We start from the raw sequence: 16,895 nt of genomic DNA on the forward strand, positions 1-16,895 counted from the left end.
ACGGGCTAGCCGTATAGAACGTTTGAGCAACGGCTCTGGTATTCCGCAGGCGACAGGCGATAGGCCCGCCTGAACCAGCGGCCTAAATGACTTTGATCGGCAAAGCCGGTCTGCGAGGCAACCATTGACGGAGAAAGCCCCGCGGCTAACAGCTGTCGCGCGGTACGCAGCCGCAGCCGGACAAGCCAGGCATGGGGAGACTGGCCAAAGGCCGCTTTAAACTGCCTGCCCAGCCGAAACCGGTCAATACCGCTGATGTCGGCAAGCTCATCAAGGCCGGGGTTACAGGCAAGATGTTCATAAAGGTAATCCCTGACCCTGTTCATTCTTATCAGCGAATCGGTTAATTCCGCCGCCGGCCTGAGCTGAACGTGAGGCGTAAGGCGCGCCAGCAAGGCATCCAGACTTTCATCACGCGCAAGCCTTCCTTCAGCGTAATGAATGGCGTTAAAGGCGCGGGAAATCGACATAATCAGGTCGCGGTCGTCCGTAAGGGTATTCCGGAAGGCGGCCTGCACCACAGAAATGTCGTCCATACCGCGCAGGCGCAGGCTGTCAGACATCCATCTTTGCGGAATATAAAGCATGGAGTAGGTGAAACCGGCGGGCTGCGCGGCATGACCATCATGTACCGCGCCTGGCTCGATAAGGATTGCCTTGCCCGGCGTGCTGGTATGCAGTTCGCGATGGCAGTTGAACCGCTGTGAACCTTGCAGCGTTATCCCCAGCAGGAGTTCTTCATGGTCGTGGCTGTCGTACGCATGGCCTTTGAAGTGCGCGTTAACGCTTTCAATACCGGTATCCGCGTCACGACGAAAGTCGATCCAGTCACCGGTTTTTGACTGTTCAATTTTTTCTGGCATAGCGGCACCCGGATAAATCCAGCAGGAGCTTAAGATTAACAGGAAACATTTTGGCGTAGCTATAAGCTATTTGGGTATTTCTGGATAAGCGTAAAGGGTGCCGTCAGAAAGCTGTTGAGGGGAAAAGAATGTGGGCGGCAGTCGATTGAAGCAGGACAAGCGTTTAAGGCTGCTCGTGGCCAACCGGTAACGCTATAGCCGCTGATACTACCGGAAATTTACATAAGCCAGTAAGCAATTAAAATGATAACTAAGGGTAACAGGCTGGACGGTTAAAGGAGCTTTGCAGCATAACGCATATGCTAATTAATATTTATCTTAAGAAAATACATCTTAACCAGGTTATGGTAATGGCCAGTAATGAATGTCGCATTATTAACATTTCTGCAAGTTACCGCTTTTATTTGAAGGGTGGCTGAATGAAATAGTATTCAGGGTGATATCTTAAAAGGACTGTTTAAAGAACCGGAGGTTTTCAATGCGGAAAAATTATTTCTCGTGGATCATAACGTCTCCTGGAATAGGTCAGGTTTTCCTTCCCGTCATTCTGGTTAAAGATTTACAGAAGTCGATAACCTTTGTAAAAGAGCTTGATGTTCAGGCGATGCAATCTTGTAATAACGTTAATGATATGATCGTAACGAAGATAGTTTATCCGGTTAACCATGATGCCATTAGCATAATCTGTGAGTCACTACACAATAGCGCCAAAACAATCAACCTGTCCGGGTGCTATATTTCATCTCGCGATCGTCAAGTGAAAATAAGAGACTTATCGCTAATTTCCATGATGGATATGTTATTTAATGAGGTTGAGATTAAAATTAACTTGTTGCGATAGGATATGATTTAGCTGCATTTTATGAGCAGAATAGTTCCCGACTGCTGGAGTATGTCGGGCATAGCATTATTTTGGTATAGGTTCATCCAAAAATGAGAAGTACAGCAGTGCTATAAACGCGATAAAAATCCGCATAAGGATATTAAAATATTTTTGTAGGTGTACAAGATAGCTGTATCATATGCTAAAAAAATTATATGTAATCTCATATGCGTGACTGTTCCCCCATTTAGTTCATATAGAATATCGTTTATGTTGTTTGACATATTTCTTGTAATGATAAATATTAATTTATCTTATGAGAGGAGAGCACCATGTCACTGAATAACGTTTTAGATATTAATGATGAAAATTTCAGGTTATCAAATTTTTCAGAAAGATATGAATCCAATGTTCGAACATATTCCAGGGATTTTCCAGCTGTATTCCATCGTGCGAAAGGGTCTGTACTATATTCAGATACCAACAAACCTTATCTGGATTTCTTTTCGGGGGCGGGTGCGCTTAATTATGGACATAATAATCCTGTTTTAAAAGAGGCTCTGATCAACTACATCAGCAAAGACGGTATATCGCATGGTTTAGATCTTTTTACCAGCGCAAAGGAAAGGTTTATTAATAGTTTTGTGCAGTATATTCTGTGTCCGCGAAATCTTGATTATAAACTGCAGTTTACCGGGCCAACCGGAACAAACGCTGTTGAGGCAGCAGTTAAAATTGCAAGAAAATATACTGGACGAAAGAACGTTATATCATTTACAAATGCTTTTCATGGAATGTCCCTGGGTTCACTTTCTCTTACTGCAAATCCAAAAAAAAGGAAAGGTGCAGGTGTGGCCCTGCATGATAGTATATTTATGCCTTATGATGGTTATTTAGGTCCAGATATAGATACAAGTTTAGTGCTGAAGGCAATGCTTCAGGACGGCGGCGGACTGGATAAGCCTGCGGCAATTATTGTTGAGACTATCCAGGGTGAAGGCGGGGTAAACACGGCATCCAGAAGCTGGTTACGAAAAATTTATCAAATAGCGAAAGAACTGGATATCCTTTTTATCGTTGACGATATACAGGCTGGATGCGGCCGTAGCGGCACATTTTTTAGCTTTGAAGAATATCAAATTAAACCCGATATTGTGGTATTGTCTAAGTCGCTAAGCGGCTACGGTTTGCCAATGTCATTGCTATTGCTTTCTCCGGAAATAGATATTTGGGAGCCTGGAGAACATAACGGCACGTTCAGAGGTAATAATCACGCTTTTATCACCGCCGAGACTGCTATCTCGAATTTTTGGGCGACAAAAATGTTTAGCGAAGACCTCTCGAATAAGATAGGATTTTTTGATAATGTTTTGGACGAGCTTCAGCGTGAGCATCCAGAGATTGGGCTTCGAGGAAGGGGGCTTTTTCGCGGTATTTCATTTAATGAGGAAAACATTGCCGGGAAAGTTTCGGCGGAAGCATTTAACCATGGGTTGATAGTAGAAACATCGGGTGTTAGCGGGCATATCCTAAAGTTACTTCCTGCATTAACTATTAGTCAACGAGAGTTGCAGGATGGAATAAGCATTATCTCTGACGTATTGAAAAAAAGGGGTAAATAAATGGCTGTAGTTATCAGATACGGTACGCCAGACGATGCCGAACAGCTCGCTTACCTGGTCGATCTTTATCGACAATTTTATGGTGAGAAAAGTAATCTTACGCTTTCATTGCAATTCATCAGTGAACGATTATATCTCGGTGATTCAAAAATCATGGTCGCGACAGACGGCGATGATCTGGTAGGTTTTATTCAGCTGTTTCCCTCTTTTTCAACTGTGACGCTACAACGTTTATGGATATTGAATGATTTATACGTTGTTGAAGAATGGCGATCGCGCCATGTTGGACTGCAGTTATTACAGGCTGCGAAAGCTTTTGCATTGAAAAATGGGGCAAAGGAAATATTTATTGAAGGGGCTGTGGCCAACACACGTGCCCGCCGCGTTTATGAGATTTTTGGATTTATAGAAAACACTGAATATAAATACTTTCATCTACCTCTAAACTCACTTTAGGTAAATTATATGACCGGTAAATATGATATTGTTGGTGTGGGTTTCGGGCCATCAAATATTGCATTAGCAGTAGCCCTGGAAGAAAAGTATCCTGATTCAAGCTATATCTTCCTTGAAAAGAAATCAAAAGTAGACTGGCAGCCTAATATGCTATTGTCTGGATCGGATATCCAAAATAATCCATTGCGCGATCTTGTCACGCCGCGAAATCCGAAAAGCCATTATGGTTTCGTTAATTATCTCAAAGAGCAAGGCAGGCTATTTGATTTTTTAAATCTTCCACTTCACTATCCTTTACGGAGTGAATATGCGGAATATGTGCGCTGGGTAGCCTCTCATTTTTCTGATAAGGTTGTGCTTAACTCAGAAGTTGAAACCGTTCATCATGACAGAAAAATACCTGGCTATCCGTGGCTCGTTACCAGTAAGAATGGCGAAGTTTATTATGCTAAAACTATAGTCTGGGGAACAGGCAGAGCACCAAATATTCCCGATATCTATCAGCCCCATCTCGGCAGTTCAGTTTTCCATCTGAACGATTTTGAAAGTAATATCACCGTTGATGAAGATAAAACGGAAACAATTGCGGTTTTAGGTGCCAGCCAAAGTGCGGTGGAGATAATGCTCGATCTGGCAAATCGCTATCCGGATAAAAAAGTGGTAAATATTCAGCGCGGTTTTGGATTCCGGTTAAAAGATACCAGTCCGTTTAGCGATCATGTTTATTTTCCGGAATTTGTCTCATATTATCATTCGCTAACTTCTGAGAAAAGGAAAAATCTGGACAGGCAGCTGCGGGGAACTAACTATAGCTCTGCTGATGCAGACGTCATTAATGCACTTTATGTCAAAATTTATGAGGAAAAGCTGCACGGTAAGAAAAGAATATCCATTATTAATAATACCGAAGTTCGGAGTATAGAGAAGGCGGTCGATGGTAAAATAATTGTAGGACTGCATGAGGTGAATACTGAAGAAACTTCAACATTAGCAGTAGATAAGTTCGTTCTGGCAACGGGGTTTAAAGATATCGCATCAGGTGAAAAAGGTGAGAAATATCCTGGTAAGCTTCATGATGTTTATCATTTATTAAACAAAGATATAGATGGGGTTGTTGTAGTTGAAAGAAACTATGAAGTGAAATTTGTAAGTCAGGCAAACAGCGATTTTTATCTGAATGGACTGTGCGAATCTTCGCATGGCCTTGGGGATGCAGGTTCTTTTAGCTTGCTCTCAATACGCTCTGCAGTTATTGCCGATGCAATTTACGACCATGAAAAAATTCTAGCCGAGTGATTAGTTATGTTTTATGCAGCTTTTATATATATTATGGCGGTAATTAGTCCGGGGCCGAACTTTATCCTGGTCAGCCGCTACTCTGCATTAGGATCGATAAAATTGGGTTTGGCCGTTACGCTCGGTATATGCACTATCGGTGCCTGCTTTTCGACACTCTCTTTATTAGGGCTATCGAGCGTTATCCATCTCTTCCCGGCTTTTGCTAAGATCTCTGTGATACTTGGAGCATTATATTTACTCTATATTGCCTGGGCAATTTTACTGAGTACCTTACAACGTAAGTCGGTATCTGATGGGGACACTGCGCCAGATGCAGAGATGGCCGGAGGGTTAGGCAAAGCGTTCCGTACGGGAGCATTGACGAACGTTCTGAATATGAAAACTATTGCATTTATGATCAGTATTTACTCAGGTTTTCTGGCAGTGCCCCGTAGCATTACTGAACAGATAGTTATTGTTGTTATTTGCAGTTCACTTGAGTTTAGCTGGTACTTTTTTGTTACCGTTATTTTTTCCAGCCAGAGAATCAAATCACTTTTTTACCGTTACAGAAAAGTGATAGACAGAGGGCTGGCACTATTTCTGACGCTATTTGCAATGCAAAATATTTATTCTGTCATTTGAACTGAAAGTGGGAGGCATGACGGCAACAGGATAAAAGTCCCGACGGCAGAGCAGCACCTGACCGGGCAGGGACTTTCTCCATCAGCCCGTTTAGATAATTGAGCAAATGTCGCTTCTTAATAGACAATCTGTGAAATTATTACATCCGCTGATATCAGCACTTCGGCCCGACGTTCGGGATCCGAAAGGTCACTTTGAATTTTAGATAGCGTGGCCGGAGAAAAAAACGGGAAACGGCAGAAAGGACAACGACTTCAGGCTCAAAAAGCAAAAACCCGCCGTAAGGCGGGTTTTTTGAATATGGTGCCCGGACTCGGAATCGAACCAAGGACACGGGGATTTTCAATCCCCTGCTCTACCGACTGAGCTATCCGGGCAACGAGGCGCATTAAACAGGAGTCGCGGAAAACCGTCAACGGCTTTATGCAAAAAAACGAATCGTTTGCACTCTTTTCCATCAATCCGGCTGAAATTGAGCCGCTTTCGCACGACTATTGCCCAGCGGCCAGCTTTATAGCCCCTGTCCCGTTTTCCGGCACGGCAACACGTTCGCTGAAAAACTGTCCACGTTATTGTTAAGCGCGCTATTTGTGGGTAAGAAGGGTGGTCTACAGCAGAAGGCACGCTTAATATTCCTGCTTTCCTGCTTTCCTGCTTTCCTGCTTTCCTGCTTTCCTGCTTTCCTGCTTTCCTGCTTTCCGCTGGCGGAGAGGCAACACGATCGCCGCCATCCGTATCACAGAAAGAGCCGTATAGCTTTTCGCTATCATCCGCAGAACCGAAATCACGCGCTACAGGTTGAATAGCTTTTCATTAATTCTGCATAAAAACCAAAAAAAACCAGCGGCATTTAACCGTATTTTATTTTATTTATATGATTTAAAAGGTTTTTATAAAAAAGGTGTAAAGCGATGAAGTTTAGCCGCTATCTTGAACCCACAACGGAAAAATGCCATCATTGCGCCCGTTTTCTGTTTCCCTTCCCGGAGGTTGTCATCATGAAAGGTACGCTATCCAGCCGCTATCATTCGATGCCGCGCCGTCCATTCTTTTTCCTTTGTTCGTTGCTCACCGTGCGGTGAGGTTTTATATGCTTCTCTGTTGGCCATGCGTAAAAGCAGACGCGTTCTGATTTTACTGATGTCTATCGGTCGAAGCTGGATCACCCCTGCTGAAAACCCCTGACACCTCTCGTCGGACGAGGGCCGTTGCCGTTGTCCGTTGCTGTGCCTCCGGCACCCTTATCCTTGCCCAGGGATTTGCGTAATGACACCTTTAAAAATTGCAGCCAGCACCACCGTGGCCATTCATCTCCAGACCGGCCGCGAAGTCGTGACGCTGGAAAAAACCGATTTCACCGACGTGGCGGCGATAGTGCTTTCCGTTGCCGACTCGCGCAGCGGTATGCTGGCGCTGCTGCGTCATACCGGTTTTAATCTGCCCGTGTTTATCGCGCTTGATGACCTGTCTCAGGCGGAAGATTTACCGGACGTGACCGGCCTGCTGACAGGCGCAGACGATGACGCCGCCAGGCTGGAAGCAGCGGCTTCTGACTATCAAACGAAGCTGCTGCCGCCGTTTTTCAATACGCTGACCAAATATGTGGCAATGGATAACAGCACCTTTGCCTGTCCGGGTCATCAGGGCGGCGCTTTCTTTAAAAAGCATCCGGCTGGCCGACAGTTTTATGACTTCTTTGGCGAAAACATCTTTCGTGCCGATATGTGCAACGCCGACGTCAAGCTGGGCGATCTGCTTATCCACGAAGGTTCCGCCAAACATGCGCAAAAGTTCGCGGCAAAGGTGTTTAACGCGGACAAAACCTATTTCGTGCTGAACGGCACCTCAAGCGCCAATAAAGTGGTGACTAACGCCTTGCTGACGCGGGGCGATCTGGTGCTGTTCGATCGTAACAACCATAAATCCAACCACCACGGCGCGCTGATCCAGGCGGGCGCGACGCCGGTTTATCTGGAAACCGCACGCAATCCGTTTGGCTTTATCGGCGGCATCGACGCGCACTGTTTTGATGAAGCCTGGCTGCGTCAGCAAATTGCCGAGGTCGCGCCGGATCGCGCCAGCCAGCAGCGTCCATTCCGGCTGGCCATTATCCAGCTGGGCACCTATGACGGCACGGTTTACAACGCGCGCAAGGTTATCGACAGCATCGGCCATCTCTGCGACTACATTCTGTTTGATTCAGCATGGGTAGGTTACGAGCAGTTTATTCCGGTGATGGAAGCCTGTTCGCCGCTGCTGCTGGAGCTTACCGCCAGCGATCCGGGCATTTTTGTCACCCAGTCGGTACACAAGCAGCAGGCCGGTTTTTCACAAACCTCACAGATTCACAAAAAAGATAACCATATTCGCGGCCAGCAGCGCTTTTGCAGCCACAAGCGGCTGAATAACGCCTTTATGCTGCATGCTTCCACCAGCCCGTTTTACCCGCTATTTGCCGCGCTCGACGTTAACGCCAAAATGCATCAGGGCGAAGCCGGAAGGCGTTTGTGGCACGAATGCGTGATGTTGGGCATCGACGCGCGCAAGGCGATTCTGGCGAAGTGCGAAATGATCAAACCCTTTATTCCTGACGAAGTGGCTGGACAGCGCTGGCAGGATGCGCCAACGGCCACCATTGCCGCCGACAGCCGTTACTTCAGCTTTGCGCCGCGTGCGGCCTGGCACGGCTTTGCGGGATATGAAAAAGATCAGTATCTGGTCGACCCGTGCAAGCTGCTGTTGACCACGCCGGGCATCGATGCCGCCAGCGGTGAATACGCCTCTTTTGGCATTCCGGCAACCATTCTGGCTAACTATCTGCGCGAAAACGGCGTCGTGCCGGAAAAATGCGATTTAAACTCCATTCTCTTTCTGCTTACGCCTGCAGAAAGCGTGGAAAAAATGGCGCACCTGGTCGCTAAGCTGGCGCAGTTTGAGCAGCATATTAAAGAAGATGCGCTGCTGCGCGACGTGCTGCCGACCATCTACCGTAAAAATACGGCGCGTTATGAAGGCTACACGCTACGGCGGCTCTGCCTGGAAATGCATCAGCTGTATGTCGACCACGGCGTGAAAGATCTGCAAAAAGCGATGTTTCGCCAGCAGAGCCTGCCAAAGGTTGCAATGAACCCGCAGGACGCAAACATCGAATTTATTCGCGGTAATGTTGAACTGGTGCCGATTGCACAAGCGGAAGGCCGTATCGCTGCGGAAGGCGCGCTGCCTTATCCGCCAGGCGTACTGTGCGTGGTCCCGGGAGAAATCTGGGGCGGGGCGGTGCAGCGCTATTTTCTGGCGCTGGAAAAAGGTCTTAACCTGCTGCCCGGCTTCTCGCCAGAGTTACAGGGCGTCTATGCCGAAACGGACGAGCACGGCATTAAGCGCCTGATGGGCTATATGCTAACCCAGCCAGCCAGCGCTTAAAGCCATCCCGCGCCTTGAACAGCGCGGGATAAGCTTCCTGCCTTACCGCTGCGGATGGGCAGGCAGCGCGTGGAACAGTCAGGCCAGCAACCTTTCCGGCCGCAAGCGTTTGCTCAGCTTACCTGACGCGCGGCATCTTCTCGCGCCTGACGCATAATGGCTTTAGCAATCCATTTGCCGATATCCTGTAGCTGATCGTTATCGCAGCCCCAGATATCTTTCATCACCAGGAAAATCTCCGAGCCGTAAACCAGCGACAGCGATTTAATCACGCGATCGACAATCTCCGGCGGCAGTTCGTCGTTCAAAGGTTCTACCACGTGTTGCAGTAACGCCTTACGATTTCCCCTTACCAGTTTCTCCCTTTCTGGACCGTCACTCGAACGCGACTGCGCCCACTGCGTCAGCGAAAGGTGCAGCGCGGCGCGCAGCGTGCCTTCATGCTCAAGCATGCGGGGAAAAGCGAAGGACAGGAGTTCTTCGATACGGTCGCTCACTTCTTCACGAGAAGGGCGCCAGCTTTTAATCGGGCTGAGCGTTTCCGCAACGATAGCGGAGACCAGCGCGCTTTGTGTAGGAAAATAACGGTAGGCCGTAGCACGCGACAGCTGTGCTTCCTGAGCCACTTCCGTAATAGATGGAAACGCGCCGCCGTCAAAAAGCTTCATCGCGGTTTCAATTAATAAACGACGCGTTCTCGCGCGTGTGGCGGTCAGCGTTACAACCCCAGCGGGTTCCCTTTGCTCCACAATAACCTCATTTTGTTATATCTGCCTGATATTCAAGCGATTGAAGACGACAGACAGGCAACTGACGTTACCTCCTGGCTACATCTGCAGAACTTTTGGTTTTAAGCATAGTCAACATCCGTGTGAGACAGCTATTCCATTCAATTGATTTATCATTGACGATAGTGATACTGTTATCTCACTGTGCCGAAAGTTAAATCTCTCAGACACTATTTACTTTTTTATTGCTTTTTTATCAAGTCTTTATTCTGTCTGATAACAGGGTTTCGTTACGAATATGACTATTAACAGTGGCTTAATTTATGCCGTTGCAACGGCAGATACTAAAGGAAGGGAACTGTTTTATATCGGCGACTGCCTGCGTAAAGCGGGTGCCGATGTGGTAACAGTTGACCTGTCTACTCAAGGCGTTAGTCAACCTTCGGGGGCAGATTTCCCGCCGGAGCTCATCGCGGATTTCCATCCTGAGGGGCGTGACGCGGTCTTCTGCGGCGATCGCGGCAGGGCGATTGATGCGATGGCGCTGGCATTTAAGATTTTCCTCAATCAGCGCCGGGATCTGGCGGGCATCATCGGACTGGGCGGCTCTTGCGGCACCGCGCTGATTACGCCCGCAATGCAGGCGTTGCCGGTTGGCGTGCCTAAGGTCATGGTTTCTACGATGGCTTCCGGCGACGTTTCCGGCTATGTCGGTGCCAGCGATATCAGCATGGTTTACTCCGTTACCGATGTTTCTGGTCTTAACCGTATTTCACGGCAGGTGCTGGGCAACGCCGCGCATCAGATTGCGGGTGCCGTGCTTTTTCCTGTACCGGAAGACAATAACGATAAGCCAGCGCTGGGCCTGACGATGTTTGGCGTCACTACGCCTTGCATTCAGATGGTCAGCACCATGCTGGAGGAAGATTACGACTGCCTGGTGTTTCATGCGACCGGCAGCGGCGGCAAGGCGATGGAAAAGCTGACCGAAAGCGGCATGCTTTCCGGCCTGCTGGATCTGACCACGACCGAAGTCTGCGACCATCTGTTTGGTGGCGTATTGGCCTGCGACGAAACGCGTTTTGATGCCGTCGCCCACAGCAAAGTTCCCTGCGTTATCTCCTGTGGCGCGCTGGACATGGTTAACTTTGGTCATATTTCTACCGTCCCCGCAAAATACGCCGATCGCCTCTTCTATCATCACAATGCTCAGGTGACGCTGATGCGCACCACGGTGGAAGAAAATGTAGCGATGGCGAAGTGGATTGCGGATAAGCTTAACCGCTGCGAGGGTGACATCGTCTTTTTAATCCCGGAAGGCGGTTTTTCCGCGCTGGATGCGCCGGGGCAGGCTTTCTGGCTACCGGAAGCGCGCGATGCCTTTATCACCACGCTGGAAGCGCAGGTCAGGCAGACAGCGCGCCGGGTTATCCGTCGTCTGCCGTTTAATATTAACGATCCTCAGTTTGCTCAGGCAGCGGTCAGACAGTTCCGCCAGCTGGTTGAGAAGGAGCTTTAGGTATGGCTTTTACCCGTCAGGAGATCCTGGCCAAATTTAACGCGATGATTGCGCGCGGCGAACCCATTGTCGGCGGCGGCGCGGGCACGGGGCTTTCCGCCAAATGTGAAGAAGCGGGCGGTATCGATCTGATCGTTATCTATAACTCAGGCCGCTACCGTATGGCCGGTCGCGGCTCGCTGGCCGGCCTGCTGGCCTACGGCAACGCCAACGAAATCGTTGTAGATATGGCGAAAGAAGTGCTGCCGGTGGTAAAAAAGACCCCGGTGCTGGCTGGCGTTAACGGCACCGATCCCTTCTGCCATTTCGACAAGTTTCTGGACGATCTAAAGGCCATGGGCTTTTCCGGCGTGCAAAATTTTCCGACGGTCGGGCTGATCGACGGTAATTTTCGCGCCAATCTGGAAGAGACGGGCATGGGCTACGGGCTGGAAGTCGAAATGATCCGCATGGCGCATCAGAAAGAGATGCTGACCACGCCTTACGTGTTTAGCGCGGAAGATGCGGTAGCCATGACCCAGGCCGGTGCGGATATTATCGTGGCGCATATGGGGCTGACTACCGGCGGCAACATTGGCGCTGAAACGGCGTTAAAGCTGGAAGATTGCGTGGCGCCAATCAATGCCTGGGCCGAGGCGGCGAAGAAGATACGTGAAGACGTTATCGTGATTTGTCACGGTGGGCCCATTGCTACGCCGGAAGACGCGCGCTATATCCTTAGCCAGTGTCCCCAGTGTGACGGCTTCTACGGGGCCAGCTCAATGGAACGTTTGCCAACCGAAACCGCGCTAACGGAAACCACCAGGCAGTTTAAAAAGATCGGCAGGTAATTTTCGGCGTTGAACCTGTTTTAAAGCCGTAAATGACAGCAGAGGCAGGGCAGCATGGGCACTCTTTTCGCGCGTCCCTGCGCGAAAGCGGCCCACCCGGCCTCTTGCCGTTAAAGCTTAATAGCGGTGGTAGCTCTTCTGCGCGCTGTTCACTTTATACAGATAGCGGCGCGATTCAGCGGAAGGATGGTTAGTGGCGAGCGTCTGGTAAACTTCAGACGGCGACATGCTATTGATGGCGTTAAACGCCTGATTCTTGTCGCTGGAGAACACTTTCAACACGCTACCCGCGCCGCCGTTGTAAGCGGTGATCACCGCATAGCGGCGTGAGGTCGGGTTAGCGATGCCGGACAGGTAGCTGCCCTGCAACAGCGAAAGATAAGCCGTTCCCGCATCAATATTATTCTCCGGATCGAGCAGATAGCTGCGGCTCGGCTTGCCCCATTTCCCCTTCATACGGAACACGTCAACGCCTGCCGTATGCTGCACAACCTGCATCAGGCCCAGCGCGTCGGCATGGCTGACCGCATAGGGGTTGAAGCTGGACTCGATCTGCATAATCGCCAGGATTAGCGACTGATCCACGCCATATTTTTCCGCGGCTTTACGTACCATCGGCAGATACTTATGCGCACGCTTGTCCAGATGGTTGGGCACCATCGGAATCGTTACCGACCAGATAATATGCAGTCCGGCATTGCGGCGCTGGAGCTTATTCTGGATCAGATAGTCGGCGAAGCTGGCCGCGCGTCCCTGCCAGCGAATTGCCTGGCCGGTATTATCCAGCACCTGACCATACAGCAGCGGCTCCTGGCCAAGCTGAATATCATTCGCGTCAGAGTAAAGATCGACGTTGCCGGGATCTTCGCCGATCAGAAGCGTGGTAACGATCGCTTTACGCAGGCTGGCCATAGGATCGGTTCCGGCGATCGTTTCGATAGTGATCGTACCGGCATCAAAGTTAATATGGCTACGCGTATAATACTGATCGCTATATTTTACGTAATCTTTGGGCCCGGCGATCAGCACCTCGTTAATGCCCCAGATATTTTCAATATTGTGGGCAAACTGTCCCATCAGAATATCGAATCCGTTGGTGTCTTTAACCCATTCTTCGTGGAAAACCGGCTTTTTATTGCTGGAGCAGGAGATCAACAACGGCGCGATAACCAGCAAACCTATCAGTTTCTTCATTATGTCGTGCTACGCCCAAATTAAGGGGGCCTCCACGGCGAGGCCCAATGTTTATTCTGCCGGCGGGGTATAACCTTCGATATGGACGTCGTGTCCCTCAAACAGGAATTTCACCATCTCCTGCTCAAGCTGCTTACGATCTTCCGGGTTCATCATGCTCAGCTTTTTCTCGTTGATCAGCATGGTCTGCTTGCTCATCCACTGCGACCAGGCTTCTTTAGAAATCTCATTGTAGATGCGCTTACCCAGTTCTCCCGGATAGAGCTGAAAATCCTGTCCTTCAGCGTCGCGCTGCAGGAACGTGCAAAAAATGGTTCTGCTCATCACTTTTCCTCTTTTGTTGCGTCTTTGCCCGGCGTTTATGGCTGACGCAGCTGCTGCAACAGGCGTTCTACCGGTGCGGCCAGCCCGACGGACTGCGGCTGCGCTAAGTTATACCAGAGACCAGCGCCTTCATCCATGACCGCTACTGCTGGAGGCAGTTTAAGCCACATTGGCACTATATCCAGGTGGAAATGGCTAAAAGTATGGCGAAAAGCAATGGTCTGGGTCAGCGCGGCGCTATCGATATGCCGCTCGCGCAGCCACTGCCGCAGCTCAGGCTCGCTGGCAAACTGTGGGAAGCAAAAAAGACCGCCCCACAGGCCAACCGGCGGCCGCTGTTGTAGCCAGACCTTGTCATCCCGCTGCATCATCAGCAGATAGCCGGTTCTTTCCGGCAGCGTCTGCTTCGGTTTTTTACCGGGATAGCTGGTTTGGCTGCCCTGGGCGTAAGCGACGCAGCGCAGGTTTAGCGGACAAATTTCGCATTTGGGCTTTGAGCGCGTACATACCATCGCGCCCAAATCCATCATCGCCTGGTTAAACTGGCTGACGCCTTCGGCTGGCGTTACCTCTTCACTGATCTGCCAGAGGCGCTTCTCCACCTCTTTTTTACCGGGCCAGCCCGCCACGGCGTAGCAGCGGGCCAGCACGCGCTTAACGTTGCCGTCCAGAATCGGGAAGTGCTGACCCAGAGATAAAGAAAGGATCGCGCCAGCCGTGGAGCGGCCAACGCCAGGCAGATCGGCGACCGCCTCAAACGTTTCCGGGAATTTTCCGTTATGCTTTTCTACGACCTGAATCGCTGCCTTATGCAGGTTACGCGCGCGGGCGTAGTAGCCAAGCCCGGTCCACAGGTGCAGCACCTCGTCCAGCGGCGCGGCGGCGAGATCGGTCACGGTGGGAAAACGTGCCATAAAGCGTTCGAAATAAGGAATAACGGTAGCGACCTGGGTCTGCTGCAACATCACCTCAGAAAGCCAGACTTTATAAGGCGTTTTTTCCTGTTGCCAGGGCAGGGTCTTGCGGCCAAAGCGCTGATACCAGTCCAGTACCTGCTGCGAGAACGGCGGCGCTTGCATCATCTTTGCGAGGTTTCCCGGGTAAATTAAAAAACAGGCTGGGATTCCAGCACAGACCCGTTATGCTGTAAACCGGAAGTTTCCGGGGCTTGCTTAACAGCCGTAACTTTGCATAATGCCCGTTTTCCAGATATTGCAGACCAGCAGGCAGAAACATGAAGAATGATGTGATTACACCGGAGTTTGACGAAAACGGCCGCCCGATGCGCCGTATTCGCAGCTTCGTTCGCCGTCAGGGCCGCCTGACCAAAGGCCAGCAGCACGCGCTGGACCATTTCTGGCCTGTAAAAGGTGTGGAGTATCAGCCGGAACCGGTTGACCTGGCAGAACTTTTTGGCCGCGAAGCGCCGGTAGTGCTGGAAATTGGTTTTGGGATGGGCGCGTCGCTGGTAGCGATGGCGGCCGCCAATCCGCAGCAGAATTTTCTGGGTATTGAGGTCCATTCGCCGGGCGTTGGCGCCTGTCTGAGCGCGGCGGATGAAGCGGGCGTAGAGAACCTGCGCGTAATGTGCCACGATGCCGTGGACGTGCTGGAAAAAATGATCCCGGATAATTCACTGCGCCTGGTGCAGCTGTTTTTCCCGGACCCGTGGCATAAAGCGCGCCATAATAAACGCCGCATTGTCCAGACGGCCTTTGCCGAACTGGTGATGCGCAAGCTGAAGCTGGGCGGCGTGTTCCATATGGCAACCGACTGGGAAGCCTATGCAGAACACATGCTGGAAGTGATGAGCAGCATTGCGGGCTACAAAAACCAGTCGGAAACGAACGACTACGTGCCGCGCCCGGACTCGCGGCCGTTAACGAAATTTGAGCAGCGCGGCCAGCGTCTTGGCCACGGTGTATGGGATTTGATGTTTGAGAGGATTAAATAATGGCAACTCAACGTAGCCGTCGCCTGCGTAAAAAAATGCATATCGACGAGTTTCAGGAACTGGGCTTTTCCGTCGCGTTCTCCTTTCCAGAAGGCACCAGCGCCGAAACCATCGATACCACCGTTGATGCGTTAATCAACGAGGTGATTGAGCCTAACGGCCTGGCGTTCGACGGCAGCGGCTATCTGCAGTGGGAAGGTTTGATCTGCCTGCAGCAAACCGGCAAGTGCACCGACGAGCATCGCGAGCTGGTGCGTAAATGGCTGGAAGAGAACAAGCTGGGTAACATCCAGGTCACCGAACTTTTTGACGTCTGGTGGGACTAAAATAGCGTGCTGCACGGTGAACCGTTCACGATGAGGCCACAGGCATTATTCGTGACGGTCTGGAAGGCGTCCTCCGTAACGCGTTCTTTGCGCCGTGCTTTTTGCTATCGTCTACAGTCTGAGGCCACGCATGCGTGGCCTTTTGTGTATCAGGAGAAGGGCAAATGCGTAAAGCGATCGTAGCGGGCATGCTACTGCTGGCAGCCGGGCAGGCGCAGGCTGACTATCAATGTGGCGTTAATCCTCAGGATGATATCGTTATCTCGCCACAAAACGTGCAGGTGACGGGATCCAGCGGCAATCTGGTTATTACGCCAACGGGAGAGGTACAGCGTAACGGGCAGCCCGCTTCCGTTGATAACGCCACGCGTCAGAAGGCTATCGACTATCAGGCCGCGCTGCGCCGGGATTTACCCTGGATCGATCACGGCGCGCGCCAGCGGCTGGAAACAGGCCGCGTGGCGCTGGATAAGGTTATCGTCAACAAGCTGGGGCCGGACAGCAAGGTTCGCGGTCGTCTGACAAAGCTGGACGAGCAGCTAAAACAGCAGATGAACCGTATTATCGAGCATCGCAGCGACGGGCTGGCCTTCCATCACAAGGCCATTGAGCAGGTGCGTCAGGACGGTGAAAAGCTGGTGCAGAGCGCAATGGGCGGCGTCATTCAGGACAGCCTGAACGAGATGGGCAGCAAGGTAAACGGCGATAACCCTTTACAGGCGGTGATGGGCAACCTGGGCGGTTTACAGCAGGCCGTGCAGGCCGAATGGAGCAAGCAGGAAGCCGATTTCCAGAACTTTGGCCATGAGGTTTGCAATCGCGTCACCGATCTGGAAGCGCAGCGTAAGGCTCTACAGGGCGGTTTATAACGGGCGTAACGGCTGTGCTGACCGTGCGCGGCTAAAAGCTA

The 16,895-nt window shown here is 50.6% G+C and carries 15 protein-coding genes and 1 tRNA gene; 10 read left to right on the forward strand and 6 right to left on the reverse strand.

What is annotated here, in order from left to right; all coding sequences use genetic code 11:
• Positions 1-5 precede the first annotated feature (5 nt).
• A complete protein-coding gene (locus KUE00_RS11460) occupies positions 6-863 on the reverse strand; it encodes an AraC family transcriptional regulator (protein ID WP_246760017.1) in 858 nt (285 codons plus the stop codon).
• Positions 864-2,018: 1,155 nt separating this feature from the next.
• Between KUE00_RS11460 and ectB the strand changes: the two genes are divergently transcribed.
• From ectB to KUE00_RS11480, 4 genes are read left to right on the forward strand one after another with little or no spacing between them, the layout of a single operon-like run.
• Positions 2,019-3,308, forward strand: coding sequence for a diaminobutyrate--2-oxoglutarate transaminase (ectB, locus tag KUE00_RS11465; protein WP_246760018.1), 1,290 nt, complete (start codon positions 2,019-2,021; stop codon positions 3,306-3,308).
• Positions 3,309-3,764 (forward strand): GNAT family N-acetyltransferase, encoded by a 456-nt coding sequence (locus KUE00_RS11470; protein WP_246760019.1) that lies wholly within the window; start codon positions 3,309-3,311, stop codon positions 3,762-3,764. It abuts the gene before it with no gap.
• A gap of 9 nt (positions 3,765-3,773) precedes the next feature.
• Positions 3,774-5,060, forward strand: a complete 1,287-nt coding sequence (locus KUE00_RS11475; RefSeq protein WP_246760020.1) for a SidA/IucD/PvdA family monooxygenase — start codon at positions 3,774-3,776, stop codon at positions 5,058-5,060.
• A gap of 6 nt (positions 5,061-5,066) precedes the next feature.
• On the forward strand, positions 5,067-5,687 hold the full coding sequence (locus KUE00_RS11480) for a LysE family translocator (protein ID WP_246760021.1): 621 nt from the start codon (positions 5,067-5,069) through the stop codon (positions 5,685-5,687).
• A gap of 301 nt (positions 5,688-5,988) precedes the next feature.
• On the opposite strand, the gene KUE00_RS11485 is transcribed toward KUE00_RS11480, so the two are convergent.
• Positions 5,989-6,064 (reverse strand) — tRNA-Phe (locus KUE00_RS11485).
• 889 nt (positions 6,065-6,953) lie between these two features.
• On the opposite strand from KUE00_RS11485, the gene KUE00_RS11490 reads away from it, so the two are divergent.
• Positions 6,954-9,110 (forward strand): ornithine decarboxylase, encoded by a 2,157-nt coding sequence (locus KUE00_RS11490; RefSeq protein WP_246760022.1) that lies wholly within the window; start codon positions 6,954-6,956, stop codon positions 9,108-9,110.
• A 113-nt stretch (positions 9,111-9,223) separates the two neighbouring features.
• On the opposite strand, the gene KUE00_RS11495 is transcribed toward KUE00_RS11490, so the two are convergent.
• Positions 9,224-9,859, reverse strand: coding sequence for a TetR/AcrR family transcriptional regulator (locus KUE00_RS11495; RefSeq protein ID WP_246760023.1), 636 nt, complete (start codon positions 9,857-9,859; stop codon positions 9,224-9,226).
• A gap of 277 nt (positions 9,860-10,136) precedes the next feature.
• Here KUE00_RS11495 and KUE00_RS11500 point away from each other — a divergent pair, with 277 nt between their 5' ends.
• Entirely contained in the window at positions 10,137-11,357 is a 1,221-nt protein-coding gene (locus KUE00_RS11500; RefSeq protein ID WP_246760024.1) for a Tm-1-like ATP-binding domain-containing protein, read from the forward strand.
• A gap of 2 nt (positions 11,358-11,359) precedes the next feature.
• Entirely contained in the window at positions 11,360-12,187 is an 828-nt protein-coding gene (locus tag KUE00_RS11505) for a phosphoenolpyruvate hydrolase family protein (protein WP_246760025.1), read from the forward strand.
• Positions 12,188-12,304: 117 nt separating this feature from the next.
• On the opposite strand, the gene mltC is transcribed toward KUE00_RS11505, so the two are convergent.
• Genes mltC through mutY form a run of 3 tightly spaced genes read right to left on the reverse strand, consistent with a single transcriptional unit; the run spans position 12,305 to position 14,787 of the window.
• Entirely contained in the window at positions 12,305-13,381 is a 1,077-nt protein-coding gene (gene mltC, locus KUE00_RS11510) for a membrane-bound lytic murein transglycosylase MltC (protein ID WP_246760026.1), read from the reverse strand.
• 51 nt (positions 13,382-13,432) lie between these two features.
• Positions 13,433-13,705 carry an oxidative damage protection protein gene (locus KUE00_RS11515; RefSeq protein WP_125287307.1) on the reverse strand — a complete coding sequence of 91 codons (273 nt, stop codon included), beginning with the start codon at positions 13,703-13,705 and terminating at the stop codon, positions 13,433-13,435.
• Positions 13,706-13,740: 35 nt separating this feature from the next.
• The gene (gene mutY / locus KUE00_RS11520; RefSeq protein WP_246760027.1) at positions 13,741-14,787 is read right to left on the reverse strand and encodes an A/G-specific adenine glycosylase; all 1,047 of its coding nucleotides are present in this window, start codon (positions 14,785-14,787) and stop codon (positions 13,741-13,743) included.
• Between the two features lie 152 nt (positions 14,788-14,939).
• On the opposite strand from mutY, the gene trmB reads away from it, so the two are divergent.
• The 3 genes from trmB to KUE00_RS11535 all read left to right on the forward strand — a co-directional run bounded on the left by trmB (position 14,940) and on the right by KUE00_RS11535 (position 16,854).
• The gene (gene trmB / locus KUE00_RS11525; protein WP_246760028.1) at positions 14,940-15,659 is read left to right on the forward strand and encodes a tRNA (guanosine(46)-N7)-methyltransferase TrmB; all 720 of its coding nucleotides are present in this window, start codon (positions 14,940-14,942) and stop codon (positions 15,657-15,659) included.
• On the forward strand, positions 15,659-15,985 hold the full coding sequence (locus KUE00_RS11530; protein ID WP_246760029.1) for a YggL family protein: 327 nt from the start codon (positions 15,659-15,661) through the stop codon (positions 15,983-15,985). The genes trmB and KUE00_RS11530 overlap by 1 nt, the downstream gene beginning before the upstream one ends.
• 164 nt (positions 15,986-16,149) lie before the next feature.
• Positions 16,150-16,854, forward strand: a complete 705-nt coding sequence (locus KUE00_RS11535) for a YggN family protein (protein ID WP_246760030.1) — start codon at positions 16,150-16,152, stop codon at positions 16,852-16,854.
• Positions 16,855-16,895 lie beyond the last annotated feature (41 nt).

The sequence above is a fragment of the Erwinia phyllosphaerae genome (assembly GCF_019132875.1).
Classification (GTDB): domain Bacteria; phylum Pseudomonadota; class Gammaproteobacteria; order Enterobacterales; family Enterobacteriaceae; genus Erwinia; species Erwinia phyllosphaerae.

Bases quoted from the DNA above. Each gene is read 5' to 3' on its own strand.
- KUE00_RS11460 (WP_246760017.1), bottom strand. From the start codon at position 863: ATGCCAGAAAAAATTGAACAGTCAAAAACCGGTGACTGGATCGACTTT.
- KUE00_RS11480 (WP_246760021.1), top strand. From the start codon at position 5,067: ATGTTTTATGCAGCTTTTATATATATTATGGCGGTAATTAGTCCGGGG.
- KUE00_RS11490 (WP_246760022.1), top strand. From the start codon at position 6,954: ATGACACCTTTAAAAATTGCAGCCAGCACCACCGTGGCCATTCATCTC.
- KUE00_RS11535 (WP_246760030.1), top strand. From the start codon at position 16,150: ATGCGTAAAGCGATCGTAGCGGGCATGCTACTGCTGGCAGCCGGGCAG.
- KUE00_RS11505 (WP_246760025.1), top strand. From the start codon at position 11,360: ATGGCTTTTACCCGTCAGGAGATCCTGGCCAAATTTAACGCGATGATT.
- KUE00_RS11530 (WP_246760029.1), top strand. From the start codon at position 15,659: ATGGCAACTCAACGTAGCCGTCGCCTGCGTAAAAAAATGCATATCGAC.
- KUE00_RS11475 (WP_246760020.1), top strand. From the start codon at position 3,774: ATGACCGGTAAATATGATATTGTTGGTGTGGGTTTCGGGCCATCAAAT.
- ectB (WP_246760018.1), top strand. From the start codon at position 2,019: ATGTCACTGAATAACGTTTTAGATATTAATGATGAAAATTTCAGGTTA.
- KUE00_RS11500 (WP_246760024.1), top strand. From the start codon at position 10,137: ATGACTATTAACAGTGGCTTAATTTATGCCGTTGCAACGGCAGATACT.
- mutY (WP_246760027.1), bottom strand. From the start codon at position 14,787: ATGATGCAAGCGCCGCCGTTCTCGCAGCAGGTACTGGACTGGTATCAG.
- mltC (WP_246760026.1), bottom strand. From the start codon at position 13,381: ATGAAGAAACTGATAGGTTTGCTGGTTATCGCGCCGTTGTTGATCTCC.
- KUE00_RS11515 (WP_125287307.1), bottom strand. From the start codon at position 13,705: ATGAGCAGAACCATTTTTTGCACGTTCCTGCAGCGCGACGCTGAAGGA.
- trmB (WP_246760028.1), top strand. From the start codon at position 14,940: ATGAAGAATGATGTGATTACACCGGAGTTTGACGAAAACGGCCGCCCG.
- KUE00_RS11470 (WP_246760019.1), top strand. From the start codon at position 3,309: ATGGCTGTAGTTATCAGATACGGTACGCCAGACGATGCCGAACAGCTC.